The organism is Pseudomonas sp. GM80, assembly GCF_000282515.1.
Classification (GTDB): domain Bacteria; phylum Pseudomonadota; class Gammaproteobacteria; order Pseudomonadales; family Pseudomonadaceae; genus Aquipseudomonas.
In genome coordinates this window covers 15,089-34,633 of the sequence record NZ_AKJD01000048.1, presented here as the reverse complement: position 1 = coordinate 34,633, position 19,545 = coordinate 15,089, and the positions used below count along the sequence as shown (strand labels likewise).

22 protein-coding genes are annotated in these 19,545 nt (G+C 57.7%); 9 read left to right on the top strand and 13 right to left on the bottom strand.

Annotation, left to right across the window (positions count from 1 at the left end; translation table 11 throughout):
• Positions 1-165: 165 nt before the first annotated feature.
• The 3 genes from PMI37_RS06965 (at position 166) to grxD (ending at position 3,135) form a co-directional block, all read left to right on the top strand.
• Complete coding sequence (locus tag PMI37_RS06965; RefSeq protein WP_007916677.1) at positions 166-456, top strand: hypothetical protein; 291 nt, start codon at positions 166-168, stop codon at positions 454-456.
• Positions 457-590: 134 nt separating this feature from the next.
• A complete protein-coding gene (locus tag PMI37_RS06960; protein ID WP_008079425.1) occupies positions 591-2,696 on the top strand; it encodes a molybdopterin oxidoreductase family protein in 2,106 nt (701 codons plus the stop codon).
• A gap of 97 nt (positions 2,697-2,793) precedes the next feature.
• The gene (gene grxD / locus PMI37_RS06955) at positions 2,794-3,135 is read left to right on the top strand and encodes a Grx4 family monothiol glutaredoxin (protein WP_008079424.1); all 342 of its coding nucleotides are present in this window, start codon (positions 2,794-2,796) and stop codon (positions 3,133-3,135) included.
• Between the two features lie 188 nt (positions 3,136-3,323).
• Here the strand turns inward: grxD and bfr are convergent, their stop codons facing one another.
• Both bfr and PMI37_RS06945 read right to left on the bottom strand, forming a co-directional pair.
• Entirely contained in the window at positions 3,324-3,797 is a 474-nt protein-coding gene (gene bfr, locus PMI37_RS06950; protein WP_007916671.1) for a bacterioferritin, read from the bottom strand.
• Positions 3,798-3,998: 201 nt separating this feature from the next.
• Entirely contained in the window at positions 3,999-4,217 is a 219-nt protein-coding gene (locus PMI37_RS06945; RefSeq protein WP_003227725.1) for a bacterioferritin-associated ferredoxin, read from the bottom strand.
• Positions 4,218-4,531: 314 nt separating this feature from the next.
• Between PMI37_RS06945 and PMI37_RS06940 the strand changes: the two genes are divergently transcribed.
• The 3 genes from PMI37_RS06940 to PMI37_RS06930 all read left to right on the top strand — a co-directional run bounded on the left by PMI37_RS06940 (position 4,532) and on the right by PMI37_RS06930 (position 6,240).
• Positions 4,532-5,134, top strand: a complete 603-nt coding sequence (locus PMI37_RS06940) for a peroxiredoxin (protein ID WP_003227723.1) — start codon at positions 4,532-4,534, stop codon at positions 5,132-5,134.
• Between the two features lie 218 nt (positions 5,135-5,352).
• The gene (locus tag PMI37_RS06935; RefSeq protein ID WP_008079423.1) at positions 5,353-5,823 is read left to right on the top strand and encodes a Panacea domain-containing protein; all 471 of its coding nucleotides are present in this window, start codon (positions 5,353-5,355) and stop codon (positions 5,821-5,823) included.
• 3 nt (positions 5,824-5,826) lie between these two features.
• Positions 5,827-6,240, top strand: coding sequence for a hypothetical protein (locus PMI37_RS06930; RefSeq protein WP_045123045.1), 414 nt, complete (start codon positions 5,827-5,829; stop codon positions 6,238-6,240).
• Positions 6,241-6,297: 57 nt separating this feature from the next.
• Here the strand turns inward: PMI37_RS06930 and rnt are convergent, their stop codons facing one another.
• Positions 6,298-6,975: a ribonuclease T gene (gene rnt, locus PMI37_RS06925; protein ID WP_008079422.1), complete on the bottom strand. Its 678-nt coding sequence runs from the start codon at positions 6,973-6,975 to the stop codon at positions 6,298-6,300.
• Positions 6,972-8,018, bottom strand: coding sequence for a dihydroorotase (pyrC, locus tag PMI37_RS06920; protein ID WP_008079419.1), 1,047 nt, complete (start codon positions 8,016-8,018; stop codon positions 6,972-6,974). The genes rnt and pyrC overlap by 4 nt, the downstream gene beginning before the upstream one ends.
• Positions 8,019-8,178: 160 nt before the next feature.
• Here pyrC and PMI37_RS06915 point away from each other — a divergent pair, with 160 nt between their 5' ends.
• Positions 8,179-9,087, top strand: coding sequence for a flagellar protein MotY (locus PMI37_RS06915; RefSeq protein ID WP_008079417.1), 909 nt, complete (start codon positions 8,179-8,181; stop codon positions 9,085-9,087).
• Positions 9,088-9,216: 129 nt separating this feature from the next.
• Positions 9,217-10,434 carry an argininosuccinate synthase gene (locus PMI37_RS06910; RefSeq protein ID WP_007916658.1) on the top strand — a complete coding sequence of 406 codons (1,218 nt, stop codon included), beginning with the start codon at positions 9,217-9,219 and terminating at the stop codon, positions 10,432-10,434.
• Positions 10,435-10,580: 146 nt separating this feature from the next.
• On the opposite strand, the gene PMI37_RS06905 is transcribed toward PMI37_RS06910, so the two are convergent.
• Positions 10,581-11,216 (bottom strand): hypothetical protein, encoded by a 636-nt coding sequence (locus PMI37_RS06905; RefSeq protein ID WP_008079415.1) that lies wholly within the window; start codon positions 11,214-11,216, stop codon positions 10,581-10,583.
• Between the two features lie 436 nt (positions 11,217-11,652).
• Between PMI37_RS06905 and PMI37_RS06900 the strand changes: the two genes are divergently transcribed.
• Entirely contained in the window at positions 11,653-12,279 is a 627-nt protein-coding gene (locus PMI37_RS06900) for a response regulator transcription factor (protein WP_008079414.1), read from the top strand.
• 88 nt (positions 12,280-12,367) lie between these two features.
• Here the strand turns inward: PMI37_RS06900 and PMI37_RS32015 are convergent, their stop codons facing one another.
• The 8 genes from PMI37_RS32015 to metG all read right to left on the bottom strand — a co-directional run bounded on the left by PMI37_RS32015 (position 12,368) and on the right by metG (position 19,376).
• The gene (locus tag PMI37_RS32015) at positions 12,368-12,544 is read right to left on the bottom strand and encodes a PA3496 family putative envelope integrity protein (protein ID WP_008079412.1); all 177 of its coding nucleotides are present in this window, start codon (positions 12,542-12,544) and stop codon (positions 12,368-12,370) included.
• A gap of 106 nt (positions 12,545-12,650) precedes the next feature.
• Entirely contained in the window at positions 12,651-13,289 is a 639-nt protein-coding gene (nth, locus tag PMI37_RS06890; RefSeq protein WP_008079405.1) for an endonuclease III, read from the bottom strand.
• Positions 13,286-13,867 (bottom strand): Rnf-Nqr domain containing protein, encoded by a 582-nt coding sequence (locus PMI37_RS06885; RefSeq protein WP_008079404.1) that lies wholly within the window; start codon positions 13,865-13,867, stop codon positions 13,286-13,288. Before PMI37_RS06885 ends, nth begins: the two co-directional genes overlap by 4 nt.
• Positions 13,864-14,469, bottom strand: a complete 606-nt coding sequence (locus PMI37_RS06880; protein WP_008079403.1) for an RnfABCDGE type electron transport complex subunit G — start codon at positions 14,467-14,469, stop codon at positions 13,864-13,866. The genes PMI37_RS06885 and PMI37_RS06880 overlap by 4 nt, the downstream gene beginning before the upstream one ends.
• Positions 14,466-15,449, bottom strand: a complete 984-nt coding sequence (locus PMI37_RS06875; RefSeq protein ID WP_008079402.1) for an RnfABCDGE type electron transport complex subunit D — start codon at positions 15,447-15,449, stop codon at positions 14,466-14,468. Before PMI37_RS06875 ends, PMI37_RS06880 begins: the two co-directional genes overlap by 4 nt.
• Complete coding sequence (rsxB, locus tag PMI37_RS06870; RefSeq protein WP_008079388.1) at positions 15,436-16,644, bottom strand: electron transport complex subunit RsxB; 1,209 nt, start codon at positions 16,642-16,644, stop codon at positions 15,436-15,438. The genes PMI37_RS06875 and rsxB overlap by 14 nt, the downstream gene beginning before the upstream one ends.
• On the bottom strand, positions 16,641-17,210 hold the full coding sequence (locus PMI37_RS06865; protein WP_008079387.1) for an electron transport complex protein RnfA: 570 nt from the start codon (positions 17,208-17,210) through the stop codon (positions 16,641-16,643). The genes rsxB and PMI37_RS06865 overlap by 4 nt, the downstream gene beginning before the upstream one ends.
• A gap of 114 nt (positions 17,211-17,324) precedes the next feature.
• A complete protein-coding gene (metG, locus tag PMI37_RS06860; RefSeq protein ID WP_008079386.1) occupies positions 17,325-19,376 on the bottom strand; it encodes a methionine--tRNA ligase in 2,052 nt (683 codons plus the stop codon).
• Positions 19,377-19,545 lie beyond the last annotated feature (169 nt).

Sequence of the window (19,545 nt, the reverse complement as noted above, 5' to 3'; positions counted from 1 at the left end):
GGCCTCGCGGGGCTTGGCAATGCGGCGTGGCGTGGATCGAGTCAGCTGGGTCGGATTGCGACCGTGGCGCCATGCCACCACTTGGTCGGATGCTCAGCCTGAAACATTTGCTAAAGCAAAGTGCTGGGTTATAAATAACTTTCGAGCGACGCAGGAAGCCTCCGCATGGAATCGAAAGAAAAACTGTTAATGGAATTGCTGGGCCACACGGCACGCTCACTGACCCATCTCACCGCGTCGGTCACTTCAATGTCTTTCGAACTGCTGCGCAGCGAAGACGAAGTGGTCAAATCCGCCGGTCGCCACATGATTGATCGCATGGCCACCATCAGCGCCGGGCTCGACGAGCATTGGCGGTTGATCGGTGAACTCACCGGCGTCCACGTCGCCCACGAGCAGATCGAAACCATCCAGGAAATCCAGCTGGCCGCGCCGCCCCAGTTGCCCTCCAGTTGAGCTCGGCGGTCTATCGGCGCACCTGATAACCGTCGATTCACAAGACGAACGTCGCTGGCGCCTGATCGGTACGAGGGCCATAGTTTTGTTCCCGCAAGCGTAATTGCCTGCCCAGAACAAGACAGAGACTGGCCATGACCAAGACTCTCCATCACCGTGCCTGCCACCTGTGTGAAGCCATTTGCGGCCTGACCATCGAGACCACTGAAACCGATGGCAACGTCGCGATCACCTCGATCAAGGGCGATGCGCTGGACACTTTCAGCCGTGGCCACATCTGCCCCAAAGCTGTGGCCCTGCAAGATATTCAGAGCGATCCGGATCGCCTGCGTCAGCCGATGCGTCGCGTGGGCAGCGAATGGCTGCCGATTGAGTGGGGCGAGGCCTTTGCGCTGGTGGCCGAGAAACTGGCGGCGATTCAGGAGCGTCACGGCCAGAACGCGGTGGCGGTCTATCAAGGCAATCCGAGCGTGCACAACTACGGGCTGATGACCCACAGCAATTATTTCCTGGGATTGCTGAAAACGCGCAATCGCTACTCGGCGACGTCGGTCGATCAGTTGCCGCATCACCTGAGCAGCTATCTGATGTACGGCCACGGGCTGCTGCTGCCGATTCCGGACATCGATCACACCGATTTCATGCTGATCCTCGGCGGTAACCCGTTGGCGTCCAACGGCAGCATCATGACCGTGCCAGATGTTGAGAAACGTTTAAAGGCAATCCAGGCGCGGGGCGGTAAAGTCGTTGTGGTCGATCCACGGCGCAGCGAAACGGCGGCGATGGCCGATCAGCATTTGTTCGTGCGCCCGGGCGGTGATGCGGCGTTGTTGTTTGGCGTGCTCAATACACTGTTTGAAGAACGCCTGACTCGTGACAGCCATTTGCCGGTTGATGGGCTGGACGACGTGCGCGCTGCGGTGCAGACGTTCACCGCCGAGGCAATGAGCCCATTGTGCGCCGTACCTGCCGAGCAGATCCGCCAACTGGCGCGGGATTTTGCTGCGGCCCCGAGTGCGGTTTGCTATGGGCGCATGGGCGTTTCAACCCAGGCCTTCGGCACGCTGTGCCATTGGGTGGTGCAGTTGATCAACTTGGTCACCGGCAACCTCGACCGGATTGGCGGTGCGCTGTGCACCGAACCCGCCGTGGACTTGGTGGCGTCAACTTCGGGCGGGCATTTCAACCAGTGGCAGAGCCGGGTTTCCGGGCGTCCCGAATACGGCGGAGAGTTGCCGGTCTCGGCGCTGGCTGAAGAGATGCTCACCGAAGGCGAAGGCCAGATCCGCGCGCTGATTACTGTGGCGGGGAACCCGGTATTATCGACGCCGAACGGACGACAACTGGAGCAAGCGCTGGATGGCCTGGAGTTTATGGTCAGCATTGACCTCTATATCAACGAAACCACGCGTTACGCCGACCTGATCCTGCCGTCGACCTCGGCGCTGGAGAATGACCACTACGACACCACGTTCAACCTGTTTGCGGTGCGCAACGTGACTCGCTTCAATCGCGCGATCCTCGCCAAGCCCGAAGGCGCGCTGCATGACTGGGAGATCTTCGTTGGCTTGGCCAAGGCGTTTGCCGAGAAAACCGGCAAGGAACTGAAGCCGACGATGCCGCCGGCGAAGATGATCGACATGGGTCTGCGCATGGGCATGTACGGTGACGCCAGCGAGCAAAAACTCTCGCTGGTGACGCTGTTTGATCACCCTCACGGGATTGATTTAGGGGCGCTGAAAGCGAATCTGGCGTCGCGCCTGAAAACGCCGAATCAGCGAGTGCAGGCGGCTCCGCCAGAGATTCTCGCTGACCTTGCGCGTTTTGCTGCATTACAGGCGCCAGCCGCCGATGAGCTGTTGATGATTGGCCGCCGCCATGTGCGCAGCAACAACTCGTGGATGCACAACTATCAACGCCTGGTGAAGGGCAAGCCGCGTCATCAGTTGTTGATGCACCCGGACGACCTCGCCAGCCGTGGGCTCAACGATGGTCAGCGGGTACGCGTCAGCTCGCGGGTCGGGCAGATCGAAGTCGAAGTGCTCGGCAGTCTGGACATGATGAAAGGCGTGGTCAGTTTGCCGCACGGCTGGGGCCATGCGCGCCCGGGTGTGCAGATGGCGATTGCCAGTAGTCAGCCGGGTTCGAGCGCCAATGACCTGACCGATGAGTGTCAGCTCGACGAGTTGTCCGGCAATGCTGCGCTGAACGGCGTGCCGGTGACGGTGGCGGCGGCTTGAACGTGACCGTCGGGGAGACCGAGCATGGCGCTCGGGATTCCGTTACAATGCGTCACCGTGCCGACCCATGAGTCGGAAAGTTCAGCCGAGGTGCTCCATGGATATCATCGAAACGATTAAAGAGCAGATTGCCAACAACACCATTCTGCTTTACATGAAAGGCTCGCCGAATGCCCCACAGTGTGGCTTCTCCGCGAAAGCTGCGCAGGCTGTCATGGCGTGTGGCGAAAAGTTTGCGTACGTGGACATCCTGCAGAACCCGGAAATCCGCGCCAACCTGCCTAAGTACGCCAACTGGCCGACTTTCCCGCAATTGTGGGTTGGTGGTGAGCTGGTCGGCGGTAGCGACATCATGACTGAGATGGCTGCAGACGGTTCGCTGCAAAGCACCATCAAGTCGGCTGTTGAAGCGGCAGCGGCGAACAAGTCCGAAGCTTGATAAGGCTGGGTTTCACCCGACACCTACTGCTTGTGTAGGAGCTGTCGAGTGAAACGAGGCTGCGATCTTTTGATCTTCAGCCAATAAAAAGCCCCGCACCTCGAAAGAGGGCGGGGCTTTTTAGTGCGTCCGAAACGTTACTGCAAGTTACCGGTGCAATCTGAAAAGATCGCAGCCTGCGGCAGCTCCTACTCTTCGCCCATCTGCGATTGCAGATAGTTCTCAAGACCGACCTTATCGATCAGGCCCAGTTGGGTTTCCAGCCAGTCGATATGTTCTTCTTCGGATTCGAGAATGTCTTCCAGCAGTTCACGGCTACCGAAGTCACCGACGGTTTCGCAATGCGCGATCGCGGTTTTCAGGTCAGCGTGGCCGGTCTTCTCGATACGCAGATCGCACTCCAGCATTTCCTTGGTGTGCTCGCCGATGTGCAGCTTGCCCAAGTCCTGCACGTTTGGCAGGCCTTCAAGGAACAGGATGCGCTTGATCAGCTTGTCCGCGTGTTTCATCTCGTCGATGGATTCTTTGTATTCGTGTTTGCCGAGCTTGTTCAGACCCCAATCTTCGTACATGCGTGCATGCAGGAAGTACTGATTGATCGCGACCAGCTCATTGGCAAGGATCTTGTTGAGATGCTGGATGACTGTGATGTCGCCTTTCATGATCGGAGTCCTGCCCTGTATTCGTTGTATATACGGCAGAGTTTGAGCTTCGTACTTATAAGTGTCAAACCTAAGTTATTGAATAATATATGAAAATTAATCGGAATAAGAATGTTTGTGTTCCGCGTCTAGAGCCTAAGCAGTTGATTTACAGGCATAAAAAAACCGGACATAAGTCCGGTTCTTTGAAATGGGGTGTTATTACGCAGCAGTAAATTCTACCGGGTAGGGGATCGCAGCCTGAGCGGTTTGCAGCTTGGTCAGGGTTTCACGGACCACTTCCTTGGCAAGGCAGGCACATTTGCCGCATTGGCTGGCGACGCCGGTGGCCTGGCGAACTTCTTTATAGCTGCAGCAACCTTCATAGATCGCTTCGCGGATCTGTCCGTCGGTGACGCCAGTGCAGAGACAAACATACATAAGTGAGAACCGTCGCTGGTTGTGACTCAATTGCGATGGATCTTAATGTTAACGAGAATGATTGTCAAAGTGCTTTCCGGGCGCTTCAGCAGATTGACAGCTGTGACTGACGAACGGCATTTGCTGGCGATTTGCCTGGCCCCGTAAATGCAGCGCCGTTCTGCGCCCGCTTTGAAAAACCGTTAAGGACAGGCCAAATTCGCAGTGTATGATGGTCGGCCCTTGCGAAGGGGGTTCGTGTCACAGGGCTGTCGTCTGAGGATGGCAGGCTGGCGCAAACCCTGAACTTCAAGTTTTTACACCAGGAGATATCAATGAGCGTACTCGTAGGCAAACAAGCCCCTGACTTCACCGTCCCGGCCGTACTCGGCAATGGCGAGATCGTTGACAGCTTCACCCTGTCCTCGGCCATCAAAGGCAAATACGGCCTGGTGTTCTTCTACCCACTGGACTTCACCTTCGTCTGCCCGTCCGAGCTGATCGCTCTGGACAACCGCATGGCTGACTTCAAGGCCCGCAACGTTGAAGTGATCGCTGTGTCGATCGACTCGCACTTCACTCACAACGCATGGCGCAACACTCCAGTGAACAATGGCGGCATCGGCCAGGTGAAATACACCATGGCTGCCGACATGAAGCACGACATCGCTAAAGCCTACGACGTTGAGTCGGAAGGCGGCGTAGCGTTCCGTGGCGCGTTCCTGATCGACGACAAAGGCGTTGTCCGCTCGCAGATCATCAACGACCTGCCGCTGGGCCGTAACATGGAAGAGCTGATCCGTCTGGTCGACGCTCTGCAATTCCACGAAGAGCACGGCGAAGTCTGCCCTGCCAACTGGAAAAAAGGCGACAAAGGCATGAACGCTTCGCCAGAAGGCGTTGCGGCATACCTGACCGAGAACGCTGCTGCCCTGTAAGGCGTAACGTCGAGGTACAAAAAAACCGGCCCAAGTGGCCGGTTTTTTTATGCGCGGGATTGTGAGCAGCAATCTCTCGGCATTATTTGTTTCAAATGCCCGGGAAAAAATACTGGATGACTGAACAGTGGTTGGATAGGGTGATGGTCGAGCGATAACGGGTGAAGAGGGCGATTACCTTGGCCTGAATCGAGCCTCAGTACAGTAAGGACGGTGCAATGGATTGCATGATGCGGAAGGGGATTCAAATGCCGAGTAGCTTGGACGTTGCGGATTATTTCCTCTGCCTGGAAGGGCATGAGGGCGAGATCTCCAATCTCAAGATTCAAAAAATGGTTTATTACGCGCAAGGGTTCAGTCTGGCAGTCCATGGCGAGGCTCTCTTCCCTGAAAAGCTGGAAGCGTGGATGCATGGGCCAGTGGTTCCGGATCTGTATCGAAGATTCAGCCAATTTGGATCGAGTGCCATTCCTCCTCCAAGTGATTTCAATCCCGATGTTTTCAGTAGCAAACAACAAACTCTGCTCAACGAAGTGTTCGACGTTTATGGCCAATTCTCGGCGTGGAAACTGCGCCAGTTGACGCATGAAGAGGCCCCATGGCGTAAAAACTTCAAGGAAGGGGAGTTCAGCCGAGAAATTCCCGCCTGCGAGATGCAGGAGTATTTTCGGGAGCATTTGGTGAACTGAAAAATGGCCAAGTTCAAACGCAGGGAACGCGATGCGGCGGTGATAGTAACGGCACGGACGTCCACAATCGAAATGGACTCATCGGAAGCGCGACCTCCGGTTTTCTCATTTGAGTATTTGCAGAATGGCTGGTGCATTCAAGATTGCGAGGCCGTCGAACGGTCGAAAATGCTTGAGCGTCTCAGGATCCTGGGAAAGATACCTTGGAGAGAATTGCGCAAGGAGCATAGGCATCGGTATGGGTGTGAAACAATTGAGAGAAACAGCCTGAAAGTGGGGATACCTGCTTTTTTAACAGGTGATGTCAGATTGTTGGTGTTTCGGGCTTTCGAGCGTGTAGCGATGGTGGGTTACAAAAACCATCGGATTTTTTATGTCGTGTGGATTGATCGAGAATTCAGACTGTATAAGCATTAATAAAAAAACCGGCCCAAGTGGCCGGTTTTTTTATGCGCGGGATTTACTCAACGAGGATCAGTCGTCGAAATCTTCCCAGCCGCCCATCTGTTTCCAGCGGTTGACGATGCCACAGAACAGCTCAGCGGTTTTTTCGGTGTCGTAACGCGCGGAGTGCGCCTCACGGCCGTCGAAATCGATGTCGGCGGCTTGGCAGGCTTTTGCCAGTACGGTTTGACCGTAGGCCAGACCGGCCAGTGTCGCGGTGTCGAAGCTGGAGAATGGGTGGAACGGGTTGCGCTTCATGTCCAGACGCGCGACCGCAGCGTTGAGGAAGCCGAGGTCGAAGCTGCTGTTGTGGCCGACCAGAATCGCGCGCTTGCAGCCGTTGGCCTTCAGCGCTTTGCGAATGCCACGGAAGATGTCGGTCAGCGCGGTTTCTTCGCTGACGGCCATGCGCAGTGGGTGATCGAGCTTGATCCCGGTGAACTCCAGCGCTGCTGCTTCGATGTTGGCGCCTTCGAACGGCTCAACGCGGAAGAAGTAGGTGTGGTCGGGGTATACGAAACCCTTTTCATCCATGGCGATGGTGGTCGCAGCAATCTCCAGCAACGCATCGGTGGCCGAGTTGAAGCCACCGGTTTCTACGTCGACGACTACCGGCAGATAGCCGCGAAAGCGTGCTGCCATTGGGTGACGGGAACTGCCACCACCACTTTGACCGTCCAGTTCGTCGTCGAAATGGTCTTCACTCACGCGTGTTCCTCCAGCAGGCGCCAGCGCAGTTTTTCACCGGCGCGCAGCGGGATAACGGTCAGCTCGCCAAACGGCAGGCTGGTCGGGGCGGTCCATTCTTCACGAACCAGGGTGATGCGATCGGTGTTTGCCGGCAGGCCATAGAAACGCGGGCCGTTGAGGCTGGCGAAGGCTTCGAGTTTGTCCAGCGCATTACGCTGTTCGAAGGCTTCGGCGTACATCTCGATGGCGGCGTACGCGGTGTAGCAGCCGGCGCAGCCACAAGCGGCTTCCTTGGCGTGCTGGGCGTGCGGCGCCGAATCGGTGCCAAGGAAGAACTTCGCGCTGCCGCTGGTGGCGGCGTCGAGCAGGGCTTCCTGGTGTGTGTTGCGCTTGAGGATCGGCAGGCAATAGAAGTGCGGCCGAATCCCGCCCACCAGCATGTGGTTGCGGTTGTAGAGCAGGTGATGCGCGGTGATGGTTGCACCAACGTTGGCCGAAGCCTCGTTGACGAACTGCACGGCGTCAGCGGTGGTGATGTGTTCGAACACCACTTTCAACGTCGGGAAACGCTCGACCACGCGGCGCATGTGCTCATCGATGAAAATCTTTTCGCGGTCGAACACATCGACGTCGCCACGGGTGACTTCACCGTGGATCAACAGCGGCATGCCGACTTCGGCCATGGCTTCGATCGCCGGCAAAATCTTGTCGATGCTGGTCACGCCGGAATCGGAGTTGGTGGTTGCCCCGGCCGGGTACAGCTTGGCGGCGTAGACAAAACCGCTGGCCTTGGCTTCACGAATTTCTTCGGGCTGGGTGCGGTCGGTGAGGTACAGCACCATCAGCGGCTCAAAGCGACTGCCGGCCGGGCGGGCAGCGAGAATCCGCTGGCGATAGCCGTCGGCTTCAGCGGCGTTGCGCACCGGAGGTACCAGGTTGGGCATGATGATCGCGCGGCCAAAAGTGCGCGCAACATCGGCAACGGTATTGGTCAACACGGCACCATCGCGAAGATGAATGTGCCAGTCGTCGGGACGCAGCAGGGTCAGGCGGTCGGACATGAGGGGATTCCAGGCGGGTCAAACTGAGGCGAATGCTACCGGAAAAGACTCTTGCAGGCACTCGCTATCAAGTTTTGCGGGAAGCTTCCGATATCCCGTAGGTATGCCGTAAACATAGTGTGAATCGGTCTTTGTGTTTCAGAAGCCAATGGAGCCTCCCGTGCGCCAGCGTTATTTAGCCTTGCTCAGTGTGTTTGCCAGCCTCCCCGCGATGGCGCTCACGTACCAGACACGTCTGGAGAACATTGAGTGGACGGTCGCCGGCGACAAGTTCGAATGTCGCCTGAGCCAGCCGATCACCGATTTCGGCTCGGGCGAGTTCGTGCGCAAGGCGGGCGAGCAGGCGATCTTCCGTCTGAATGCCTACAACGCCATGCTTGGCGGCGGTTCGGCGACTCTGCTGGCCGCTGCAGCGCCATGGCAGCCGGGGCGTGGCGACATCAATCTGGGCAATGTCAGGCTTGGCAGTGGCAACGTATTGTTCAGCAGTTCGCAGTCCCAGGCCGGCGGTCTGATCAGCGGTCTGCTTGACGGTCGCAGTCCGGTCGTGCGCCGTGCTTCAGGCGATGGCCGCGTGTCGGAAGTACGTTTATTGCCGGTGAAATTCAGCAAGGCGTTTAACGACTATCAGTCCTGCGTGGCGAAATTGCTGCCGCAGAATTTCGACCAGATCAAGCAGTCGCAAATCGGCTTCCCTGGCGAGGGCGTTGATCTGGACGCCGCCGCGAAGGCCAAGCTGCAGGTGATGCTCGAATACATGAAGGCCGATCCGACGGTCAATCACATCGAACTCGATGGCCATTCCGACAACAGCGGCAATCGCCTGACCAACCGCGAACTGTCACGCCGCCGGGCGCTGGCGGTGGTCGACTTCTTCAAGGCCAACGGCATTCAGGAATCGCAGATCACCGTGCGTTTCCATGGCGAGCAATACCCGATCGTGCCGAACAGCAATGCGGCCAATCGCGCGAAGAACCGCCGGGTCAATGTCAAACTGGCGCGCGTGGCTCCGGTCACCGCTCCGGCGCCGCAAGCGAGCACCCCAGCCAGCACTGCAGCGACTTCCTGACCCAGCGGTCATCGTCGCGCTCTCGACAGATTCTGTCGCTTTGTCGTCTTAAGCTGTCGCGCCTCTGTAAATTATCGCGTTTGAGCGGTAGACTCCTCGGCTTTCCGTAGAACCCCGTGGAGTGATGGCATGGCGGACGTAAACAAGGTCGTTCTGGCGTATTCCGGCGGCCTGGACACTTCGGTGATCCTCAAGTGGCTGCAGGATACTTATAACTGTGAAGTGGTGACCTTCACCGCTGATCTCGGTCAAGGCGAAGAGGTCGAGCCGGCCCGCGCCAAGGCTCAGGCCATGGGCGTCAAAGAAATCTACATCGACGATCTGCGCGAAGAGTTCGTGCGTGATTTCGTGTTCCCGATGTTCCGCGCCAACACCGTCTACGAAGGCGAGTACCTGCTGGGTACCTCCATCGCACGTCCGCTGATCGCCAAGCGCCTGATCGAAATCGCCAACGAAACCGGCGCTGACGCCATTTCCCATGGCGCCACCGGCAAGGGCAACGACCAGGTGCGCTTCGAGCTGGGTGCCTACGCACTCAAGCCGGGCGTAAAAGTGATTGCCCCTTGGCGCGAGTGGGACCTGCTGTCCCGCGAGAAGCTGATGGACTACGCCGAGAAGCATGCGATCCCGATCGAGCGTCACGGCAAGAAGAAGTCCCCGTACTCGATGGACGCCAACCTGCTGCACATCTCCTATGAAGGCGGCGTGCTGGAAGACACCTGGACCGAGCACGAAGAAGACATGTGGAAATGGACCGTCTCCCCGGAGAACGCTCCTGACAAAGCGCAATACCTGGAACTGACTTACCGTAACGGCGACATCGTTGCGCTGGACGGCGTCGAAATGACCCCGGCTACCGTGCTGGCGACGCTGAACAAGATTGGTGGTGCTCACGGTATCGGCCGTCTCGACATCGTTGAAAACCGTTACGTCGGCATGAAGTCCCGTGGCTGCTACGAAACCCCGGGTGGCACCATCATGCTGCGCGCTCACCGCGCCATCGAATCGATCACCCTGGACCGCGAAGTCGCTCACCTCAAAGACGAGCTGATGCCGAAATACGCCAGCCTGATCTACACCGGTTACTGGTGGAGCCCAGAGCGTCTGATGCTGCAGCAGATGATCGACGCTTCGCAGGTCAACGTGAACGGCGTTGTGCGCCTGAAGTTGTACAAAGGCAACGTGATCGTCACTGGCCGCAAGTCCGACGATTCGCTGTTCGATTCCAACATCGCGACCTTCGAAGAAGACGGCGGCGCTTACAACCAGGCCGACGCGGCGGGCTTCATCAAGCTCAACGCGCTGCGCATGCGTATTGCTGCCAACAAGGGCCGCAAGCTGTTCTGATCCCTTCAGACGCGCAATAAAAACAACGCCCTTGTCACTCTGGCAAGGGCGTTGTTGTTCAAAAGTCTTTCACTTGCCGAATCTTTCTCGTGCAGTGTCTTGCGCCAATGCTGGCGTGTCTTTCTTGCAAGCTTTTCACCCGCCGGTCAATGTCCTCTCAGCGTTGTCGCCACCTGTGTGCTCGCGTTGTACACCATGTAGATTGTGCTGCCTGCGGTCTTCCTGATGTGTTTGATGTGGCAGAGTATGACGGGCTTGAGTTGTCCATCTGATGTCGAGTCAGTGAGGAACAGAATAATGCGCGGCGAGTGTTTGCCGGGCAGTGGAAAGTCCTCCTTTAACTGCTCGAATTCACTCTGGGTGCTCATCAGGCGCACATCAATGACGGACAGTGTGTTCGTTGATTTCGACAGTTGAATACAGTACTCGACCCAAGGGGAGTTTACGCGGCACCCTGCCAGGGGAGGATCGGGTGAATTGTCTGCGCGCCGTTGGCGTCCGATGGGTTTGTTGTCCTCAAACGCTTTCAGGAAGTGGTCATCCTTGTCGAAGTCAGAAGGGGCGTAGAGAGAGCGGTAGTTGAAGTTGAGTGTGATGAAGAAAAGAAGTAACAGGTAAAAAGGAAAACTGATAAGAAACCAGATGTAAATCTCCCGTTCGGCATTGTCCAGAAAAGGCAATGAAACCGCAGCCGAAGTCTCTGAGATAAAAGCGAATATGGCGATCACTGTCATCGGGTTGGATATTTTTCTTTTTATATTCAGTATGTTTTTTCTTCTCATTGGGTGACGCTCCAGGTTGTTTTAAGTTGTCTGTTAGTTTGTGCCGGGTTTAACGGATGTTATTAGTGTCAGTGGCCGGTATCAAAAGCTATCTGCTGTCTTGAAGTTTCTTGTTGCATAGTTTTTGACGCGCCGTTGTTTTCGCGGCTTGCGACTTGCAGCTTGCAAACAGGCACCCGTTGGCCGCTCGCAGGAGAAGGGTTCCATGGGTGTCAGACGGGATGTCGAGGAACGTCACAGGGTGAGAAAAATAACCGGCAAGCATTAAGTTCCGCTTGCCTGAACGTTTCAAATGCATTTTTTGTAGGAATAATCTTCATTGACTGTAGGGCACGTCTTTCGCTGCAAGTGCAAGGGAACTCCGTCATGCCACGGGCGATATGACTGAGCTAAGGTGCGGGTTCTAGAAATTCGAACAGCGAAATTGGACCTGCCCATGAATAAAGTGCTGATCGTGGATGATCACCCCGTCATTCGTCTTGCGGTACGTATGCTGATGGAACGTCATGGCTACGAAGTCATCGCGGAAACCGATAATGGTGTGGATGCGTTGCAACTGGCGCGCGAACAAATGCCTGACATCGTGATACTGGACATCGGCATTCCCAAACTTGATGGCCTGGAAGTTATTGCACGATTAAGTTCAGTGGCCATGCCGATGAAAGTCCTGGTGTTGACGTCTCAGGCACCGGGGCACTTTTCCATGCGGTGCATGCAATCGGGCGCTGCGGGTTATGTTTGCAAACAGCAGGATTTGACGGAGTTGCTCAGTGCGATCAAGGCGGTATTGTCGGGCTATAGTTATTTTCCCAATCAGGCATTGCATACAGTGCGTACCAGTTTGGGCAATGCCAGCGAAGCCGATATGGTCGATCGACTTTCCGGGCGAGAAATGATGGTCCTGCAACAATTGGCGCGGGGTAAAACCAACAAGGTAATCGCCGATGGCATGTTTTTGAGTAACAAGACTGTCAGCACCTACAAGACGCGCTTGTTGCTCAAGCTTAATGCGCGATCTCTGGTGGATCTGATTGAGTTGGCGCAGCGTAATGGGCTCGTCTGATCATTTCGCCGCACGACAGGATCATGGGCCGATCGGTTTCAGCGGGTAGCAGGCAAAAAAAAGCCTCCGTTCGGGAGGCTTTCAAGTATCAGTCATCAAAATCGTAATCGGCCAATTGCTTCTGCAAACGGCGCTCCTCCAACATGTTATCGATAGTGCGGCGCTTGCTCAGATTGGTCTTGGCGACTTCGACCACAGGTTCGGCGTCATCAGTTTCTGCAGCGATATCGTCATCTATATCCAGTTGCTCTTTGTCGCTACTCATAAGCTGACTCCCGGCGAATAATGCCTTTGGCGCCCCTTATATCGACAATCCAGCGGCGGGTAAAAAAGATTTTTTCAATCGACGAATCGATAAACCTAATAGCCAGTCAATCGTCCGAGGTTTTGTCTTTGTACTCGCACAAATCTTCGATCCGACAGCTGCCGCAGCGTGGCTTGCGCGCCAGGCACACGTAGCGTCCGTGCAGAATCAGCCAGTGATGGGAATCGAGCAGGAATTCCTTGGGTACAAACTTCATCAGCTTTTTTTCAACTTCGACCACATTCTTGCCCGGGGCGATGCCGGTGCGGTTGCTGACGCGAAAAATGTGCGTGTCGACCGCCATGGTCAATTGGCGAAATGCGGTGTTGAGCACCACGTTGGCAGTCTTGCGACCCACGCCGGGCAAGGCTTCCAGCTCTTCGCGCGTTTGGGGCACTTCACTGCCGTGGCGCTCGACCAGCAAGCGGCAGGTCTCGATGACGTTTTTCGCTTTGCTGTTATAGAGGCCGATGGTCTTGATGTATTCGGACAACCCTTCGACGCCCAAGGCATGAATCGCTGCCGGTGTATTGGCGACCGGGAACAGTTTCGCCGTGGCCTTGTTGACGCCGACATCGGTCGATTGCGCCGAGAGAATCACCGCAATCAGCAATTCGAAAGGCGAGGAATACGCCAGTTCAGTCTTCGGCTCGGGATTGTCTTCATGCAGTCTGCGAAAGATCTCAAGACGTTTTGCGGCATTCATGGGCGATGCGATTCCTTGGAAATTGAGTTCGAGCGGGTCCACGCCTCCCGGGCGGCAAGCAACAGCCCCAGCAGCAGGAATGCGCCGGGTACCAGGGTTACCAGAGGCAGCCCGTCGCGGAATAAAACCAGACCGTGCCAGTGTTCGGACAATCCCCGGCCGAGAGTGCCGTGACCGATGAGTTCGCGCAGCACGGCGAGCAGCAACATCAAGCCGGCAGACCGTGCGCAAAACCTGCAGCGCTGTGCCAGCGGCTGGCGAAAGAAACCGCTGTGTTCCAGCACCACGCATTGCAGCGCGATCAATCCGCCATAAAGGCCGAAAGCCTGCTGCCATGGCAGAAACCAGCGTTGGGCGAGGAGGTCGGCGCAACCGGTTAACGTCGCCGCGAGCAACAGACTCGCCATCAAGGCTCTTGAGCCGTCCATGCGCGAACGCAGGGGGGGCATGCACAAACTGAAACCGCCAAGCACAACGGCAAACATCAGCATTGTCCCCAGCGCTGCGGCCAACGAATTCGTGGCCCCCAGCAGTAGCACCAGCATCATTGAGTTCGACAGGGCCATTGACCGGTTCATGCGCCACTCCCCAGTAATTGCGCGCGATGCTGATCAAAGTAGCGCAAGGCATCGTGGATGGCATTGATCGCAGCGCGGGAGGTGATGGTGGCGCCGGCCATCTGATCGAACTGGCCCTGATCCTTTTTCAACGCCCAGCCTGCGTCTGGCGGATCGCCAATGGTTTTCCCGGAAAACATCTGCAGCCAGCTGTTGGGCCAGTCGCCGATAGGCCCGCCCAATGAAGGCGTCTCGCTTTGCCTGAGGGCTTTCACGCCGAGCAGTTTGCCGTTGGCATCAATCGCGATCAGCAGTTCAAGTGGGCCGGCATAGCCCTGAGTTTCACTGCGCAGCAATATGGCCACCGTTTGCCCGGTCTTGGTCGCACGATAACCGCCGGTCAGCGTGCTGTGGGCAAGCGCAAGGTCGACCAACGCCAACGGCTGCGCCAAAGGTTGGTTGTCGTAAGCTTCTGCGGGGAGGACGTCGAGCAGTTTGCGGCTGTCGAGCAAGCGCTGTTGCGCGCTGATCTGCGGCGTATTGATGCGCTGTACAACATAAGTTGCACTGATACCGACGAGTGCCAGCAGCCCCAGCGTCACCAGTTGGGTTGCCCGATTCATGACTGCACCGATGGCTGGCGGCTGGCGGCAAAACGCTCCAGCGTCGGTACGCAGAGATTCATCAGCAGCACCGCAAACGCCACGCCGTCAGGGTAGCCGCCCCACGTGCGGATCAGGTAAGTCAGCAGCCCGGCGCCGACGCCAAACAACAGGCGGGCGAGGGAACTTCGGGCACCCGAGACCGGTTCGGTAATGATGAAGAACGCGCCCAGCATGGTTGCACCGCTGAGCAGATGAAACAGCGGCGAGCCATGCGAGTCCGATCCCGAACCGTTCCAGCACAGCAGGCTGACCACAAACAGACTGGCGAGCATGCCGACCGGTGCATGCCAGGCGATCACGCGGCGCTGTAGCAAAAACAGCCCGCCGCCGAGAAACGACAGGTTTACCCATTCCACCCCACGACCGCCGAAATGCCCGAACGCCGAATGACTGGCGAACAGTTCATCCATGGTCAGGCTTTTGTTGATGCGCAGACTGTCCAGTGCAGTGGCCTGCACCCAGGCGTCCGGCGCCTGACCGATATTGAACACTTGTTGAACCGCTGCCGAAAGATCCAGGCCGTGCGCCGGCCAATGGGTCATCGGTTGCGGGAACATCACCATGGCCAAGGCAAAACCAAGCATCGCCGGATTGAACGGATTTTTGCCGACACCGCCGTACAAATGCTTGCCGAACAGCAGGCCTGCAGCCACCGCCGTCGCTGTCAGCCACCACGGGCAATAGGGCGGCAACGCGGCGGCGAGCAATGTTGCGCTGACGATCGCGCTGCCATCACTCAGCGTCGGCTGTAAGGGTTGGCGGCGCAATCGAGTGACAATCACCTCGACGGTCATAGCCGTGGCAACGGCCAGCACCAGGTTGATCAATACGCCCCAACCGTACCACCAGAACATCACCAGCAGCCCCGGCAGCAGGGCAAGCAGCACAAGCTTCATCGCTTGTCGCAGGCGATCGTCGGGTGCCTCAAGGGGCGACATGGTCTTGCACCTGGCGCTCGGCGTTTTGCAGGCGGGCGCGGGCCTTGTCGAGGATGTCGCCCGGCGTGTCGGCGCGGCGTTCGAGTTTGTTGAGGTCGGCGCGGGCGTAGGCCAATTCGGTTTTCAACTGGCGAAGCTGGCTGTCGATCGGGCGTTTTTCTACTCGAACCAAGTCAGGCAAAGGCTGATCGCTTGTGGCTTCGGCGTCGTGCAAAGCCTGCTCAGCGTCGCGCAGTGCTTGTTCCAGTGCGGCGATCTGTTCAGGAGCGGCTTCGGCGGTTTGCGCTTTTTTCAATTCGGCACGGCGCATGGCCAACTGGATTTTTGCGCGTTTGAGGTCGGCATCTTTCGCCGGCGCGATCACTGTCGGGGCAGGTGGCGCAATGCTTTCGAGTTTCGCCAGCGCCTGCTCGGCCGCTTCGAACTGTTGCTGGAGCACGATCAGTTGCGCCTGCTGCTCGAAGGTCGGCGGATGGCCGAAGGCTTTCAATGATTTGTGCAGTTGCGCACGACTCATCGCCACATCGATCTTGGCTTTCTTCAGGGCGGCATCGGCCGTCGCGGCTTTTTGCGCACGCACGCGTTCCAGCGCTGCCTGCACCGGATCGCTTGTAGTCGCTTCTGGCTGCGCAGTGCGTTTGGCGCGGGCTTCACGCTCGGCCTGCTTTTGCTGTTCTTCGCGCAGCAGTCGGTCATTGCGTCGTTCGAATCGCAGCCGCGCGTGATCGCGTTTGGCTGCTCGCGCGCGCTGATCTTCCAGGCTGAGGGCCAGGCCACCGACCACCGGCAATGTGTTCAAGGGCAAAGGATGCATTTCAATGCAATCGACGGGGCACGGCGCGACGCACAGGTCGCAACCGGTGCACTCATCGATGATCACCGTGTGCATCAATTTCGCCGCGCCGACGATGGCGTCGATCGGGCAGGCCTGAATGCACTTGGTGCAGCCGATGCATTCGGCTTCGCGAATATAGGCGACCTGCGGCGGCGCCGAACCGCGACTGATATCGAGCTCCAGCACCGGCACTTTCAACAGTTCAGCCAGCGCTGCGATGGTTTCGTCGCCACCGGGCGGGCACTTGTTGATCGGCTCGCCGTCGGCGATGCCTTCAGCGTACGGTTTGCATCCGGGATGGCCACACTTGCCGCATTGGGTCTGCGGCAGGAGGGCGTCGATGCGTTGAATCAGACTCATGTTTTGATCAGTCCACTGAATCCGAGAAAAATCACTGCGATCAATCCGGCGCCGATCAGGTCGATCGGCAAGCCACGAAAGGGCAGGGGAATGTCGTTGTCGGCGGTGCGCTCACGCAAATCGCAGAACAGGCTCAGCACCAGCCAGAAACCCAGGCCGGCGCCGAGGCTCAGCGCTGTCGCGTGGAGCAGGCCTTGATCGTTTTGCACATTGATCAAGGCCAGTCCAAGTACGCCGGCATTGCCCAACAACAGCGGCCATAACCCTTCGAAAGGCAAATTCGGCCGCCAGCGAGCCAACAGTTTCAACAGCGGCGCGATCAACAAGACGCTCAACGGCAGAAACACCAACAGGCGCAGCGCCTCAAGTTGCAGCGGCACCAGTAAAAAGTGCCAGATCGCGTAACCGATGACGCCGACGATCAACATCAGACACAACGTCGCCAGCCCCAGCGCATGCACCTGCCGGCGACTTCCCGCCAACAGCGGATCGACGCCCAGCGGCCAGTGCAACACGAAGTTGTTGAGCAGCGCAGCACTGATGAGCGTAAGCACAAGTTCGGTCATGGTTTTGCCAGCGAAACGGGCGGCTGTCTCTTAAGGTTAGGCATTATCCGGCCAGATATGAAAAATCCCACAGGCATGCCGGGCACGCCTGTGGGATCGATTCACTGCCAAGTGTTACTTGATGCGTTGACCCGGCTTGGCGCCGCTGTCCGGGCTCAGCAGGTAGATCTCTTCACCGCCAGGGCCGGCTGCCATCACCATGCCTTCGGAGATACCGAACTTCATTTTCCGTGGCTTGAGGTTGGCGATCATCATGGTCAGACGACCATCGAGCTTGGACGGATCCGGGTAGGCGCTTTTGATCCCCGAGAACACGTTGCGTTGCTCGTCACCGATGTCCAGTGTCAGGCGCAGCAGCTTGTCGGCACCTTCCACGTGTTCGGCTTTGACGATCAGCGCGACGCGCAGGTCGATCGCGGCGAAAGCATCGAAGTCGATTTCCGCCGACAGCGGATCCTTGGCCAGTTCGCCATTGCCGGCCGGGGCAGCGGCTCCGGTGTCGGTCTGGCTGGCGGTCAGGTCTTCTTTCGAGGCGTCGCTCATGGCTTGCACTTTTACCGGGTCGATGCGGGTCATCAACGGCTTGAATTCGTTGAGCTGGTGGTTGGCCAGCAGGGTGGTGTGGTCGTTCCAGGTCAGCGGGGCGACGTTGAGGAACGCCTCGGCATCGGCGGCCAGCAGTGGCAGCACCGGTTTGAGGAAGATCACCAGTTGGCGGAACAGGTTGATGGCGGTGGCGCAAATCGCCTGGACTTCATCCTGCTTGCCTTCCTGCTTGTTCAACGACCATGGGGCCTTGTCGGCGATCCAGGCGTTGGCGCGGTCGGCCAGGGCCATGGTTTCACGCATGGCGCGGGCGAAGTCGCGGGCTTCGTAGGCATCGGCAATGCCAGGCGCAGCGGCGAGGAAAGCCTCGGTCAGCTCCGGTGCGGCATTGTTGTCGACCAGCAGGCCGCCGTTGCCCTTCTGAATGAAACCGGCGCAACGGCTGGCGATGTTGACCACTTTGCCGACCAGGTCGGAGTTGACCTTCTGCACGAAGTCTTCGAGGTTCAGGTCAAGGTCATCGACGCCACGGCCCAGTTTGGCCGCGTAGTAATAGCGCAGGTATTCCGGCGACAGGTGATCGAGGTACGTACGGGCCTTGATGAACGTGCCACGCGACTTGGACATCTTCTGGCCGTTGACGGTCAGGTAGCCGTGTACGTTGATGCCGGTCGGCTTGCGGTAGCCCGCGCCTTCGAGCATCGCTGGCCAGAACAGTGCGTGGAAGTTGACGATGTCCTTGCCGATGAAGTGGTACAGCTCGGCGGTGGAGTCTTTGGCCCAGAACGCGTCGAAGTCGAGATCCGGCGTGCGGTCGCAAAGATTCTTGAAGCTGGCCATGTAGCCGATCGGCGCGTCCAGCCACACGTAGAAATACTTGCCTGGCTCGCCCGGAATCTCGAAACCGAAGTACGGCGCATCGCGGGAGATGTCCCACTGTTGCAGGCCGGCGTCCAGCCATTCGGCGATCTTGTTGGCGACGGCGTCTTGCAGAGTGCCGCTGCGGGTCCAGGCTTGCAGCATTTCCTGGAAGTCCGGCAGTTTGAAGAAGAAGTGCTGGGAATCCTTGAGCACCGGGGTGGCGCCAGAGATCGCCGACTTCGGATCCTTCAGATCAGTCGGGGCGTAGGTCGCGCCGCATTTTTCGCAGTTGTCGCCGTACTGGTCCTCAGTGCCGCATTTCGGGCAGGTGCCCTTGATGAAGCGGTCGGCCAGGAACATTTTCTTTTCCGGGTCGAAATACTGGGTAATCGAGCGTTGGGCGATGTGCCCGGCGTCACGCAGCTTGATGTAGATCTGGCTCGACAGCTCACGGTTTTCTTCGGCGTGAGTGGAATGGAAGTTGTCGAAATCAACCAGGAACTCGGCAAAGTCGGCGCTGTGTTCAGCCTGCACGTTGGCGATCAGTTGTTCCGGGGTGATGCCTTCCTTTTCCGCACGCAGCATGATCGCCGAACCGTGGGCGTCGTCGGCGCAGACATAGATGCATTGATTGCCGCGATGCTTCTGGAAGCGCACCCACATATCGGTCTGGATATATTCCAGCATATGGCCAAGGTGAATCGAACCGTTGGCGTAGGGCAGGGCGCTGGTGACGAGGATCTTGCGTGGTTCGGACATGTGGGGCTTCGCTACTTGATGAAACGGAGGTCGGCCACTATAAAGCGCTGGCGCATATTTTTCACCCCTGCGCCGCTGGGTACTTTGAGTGCATTTGTGGCGAGGGGATTTATCCCCGATGGGTGGCGAAGCCACCCCAAAACCAGACAACTCGGTAAATCAGGCATAC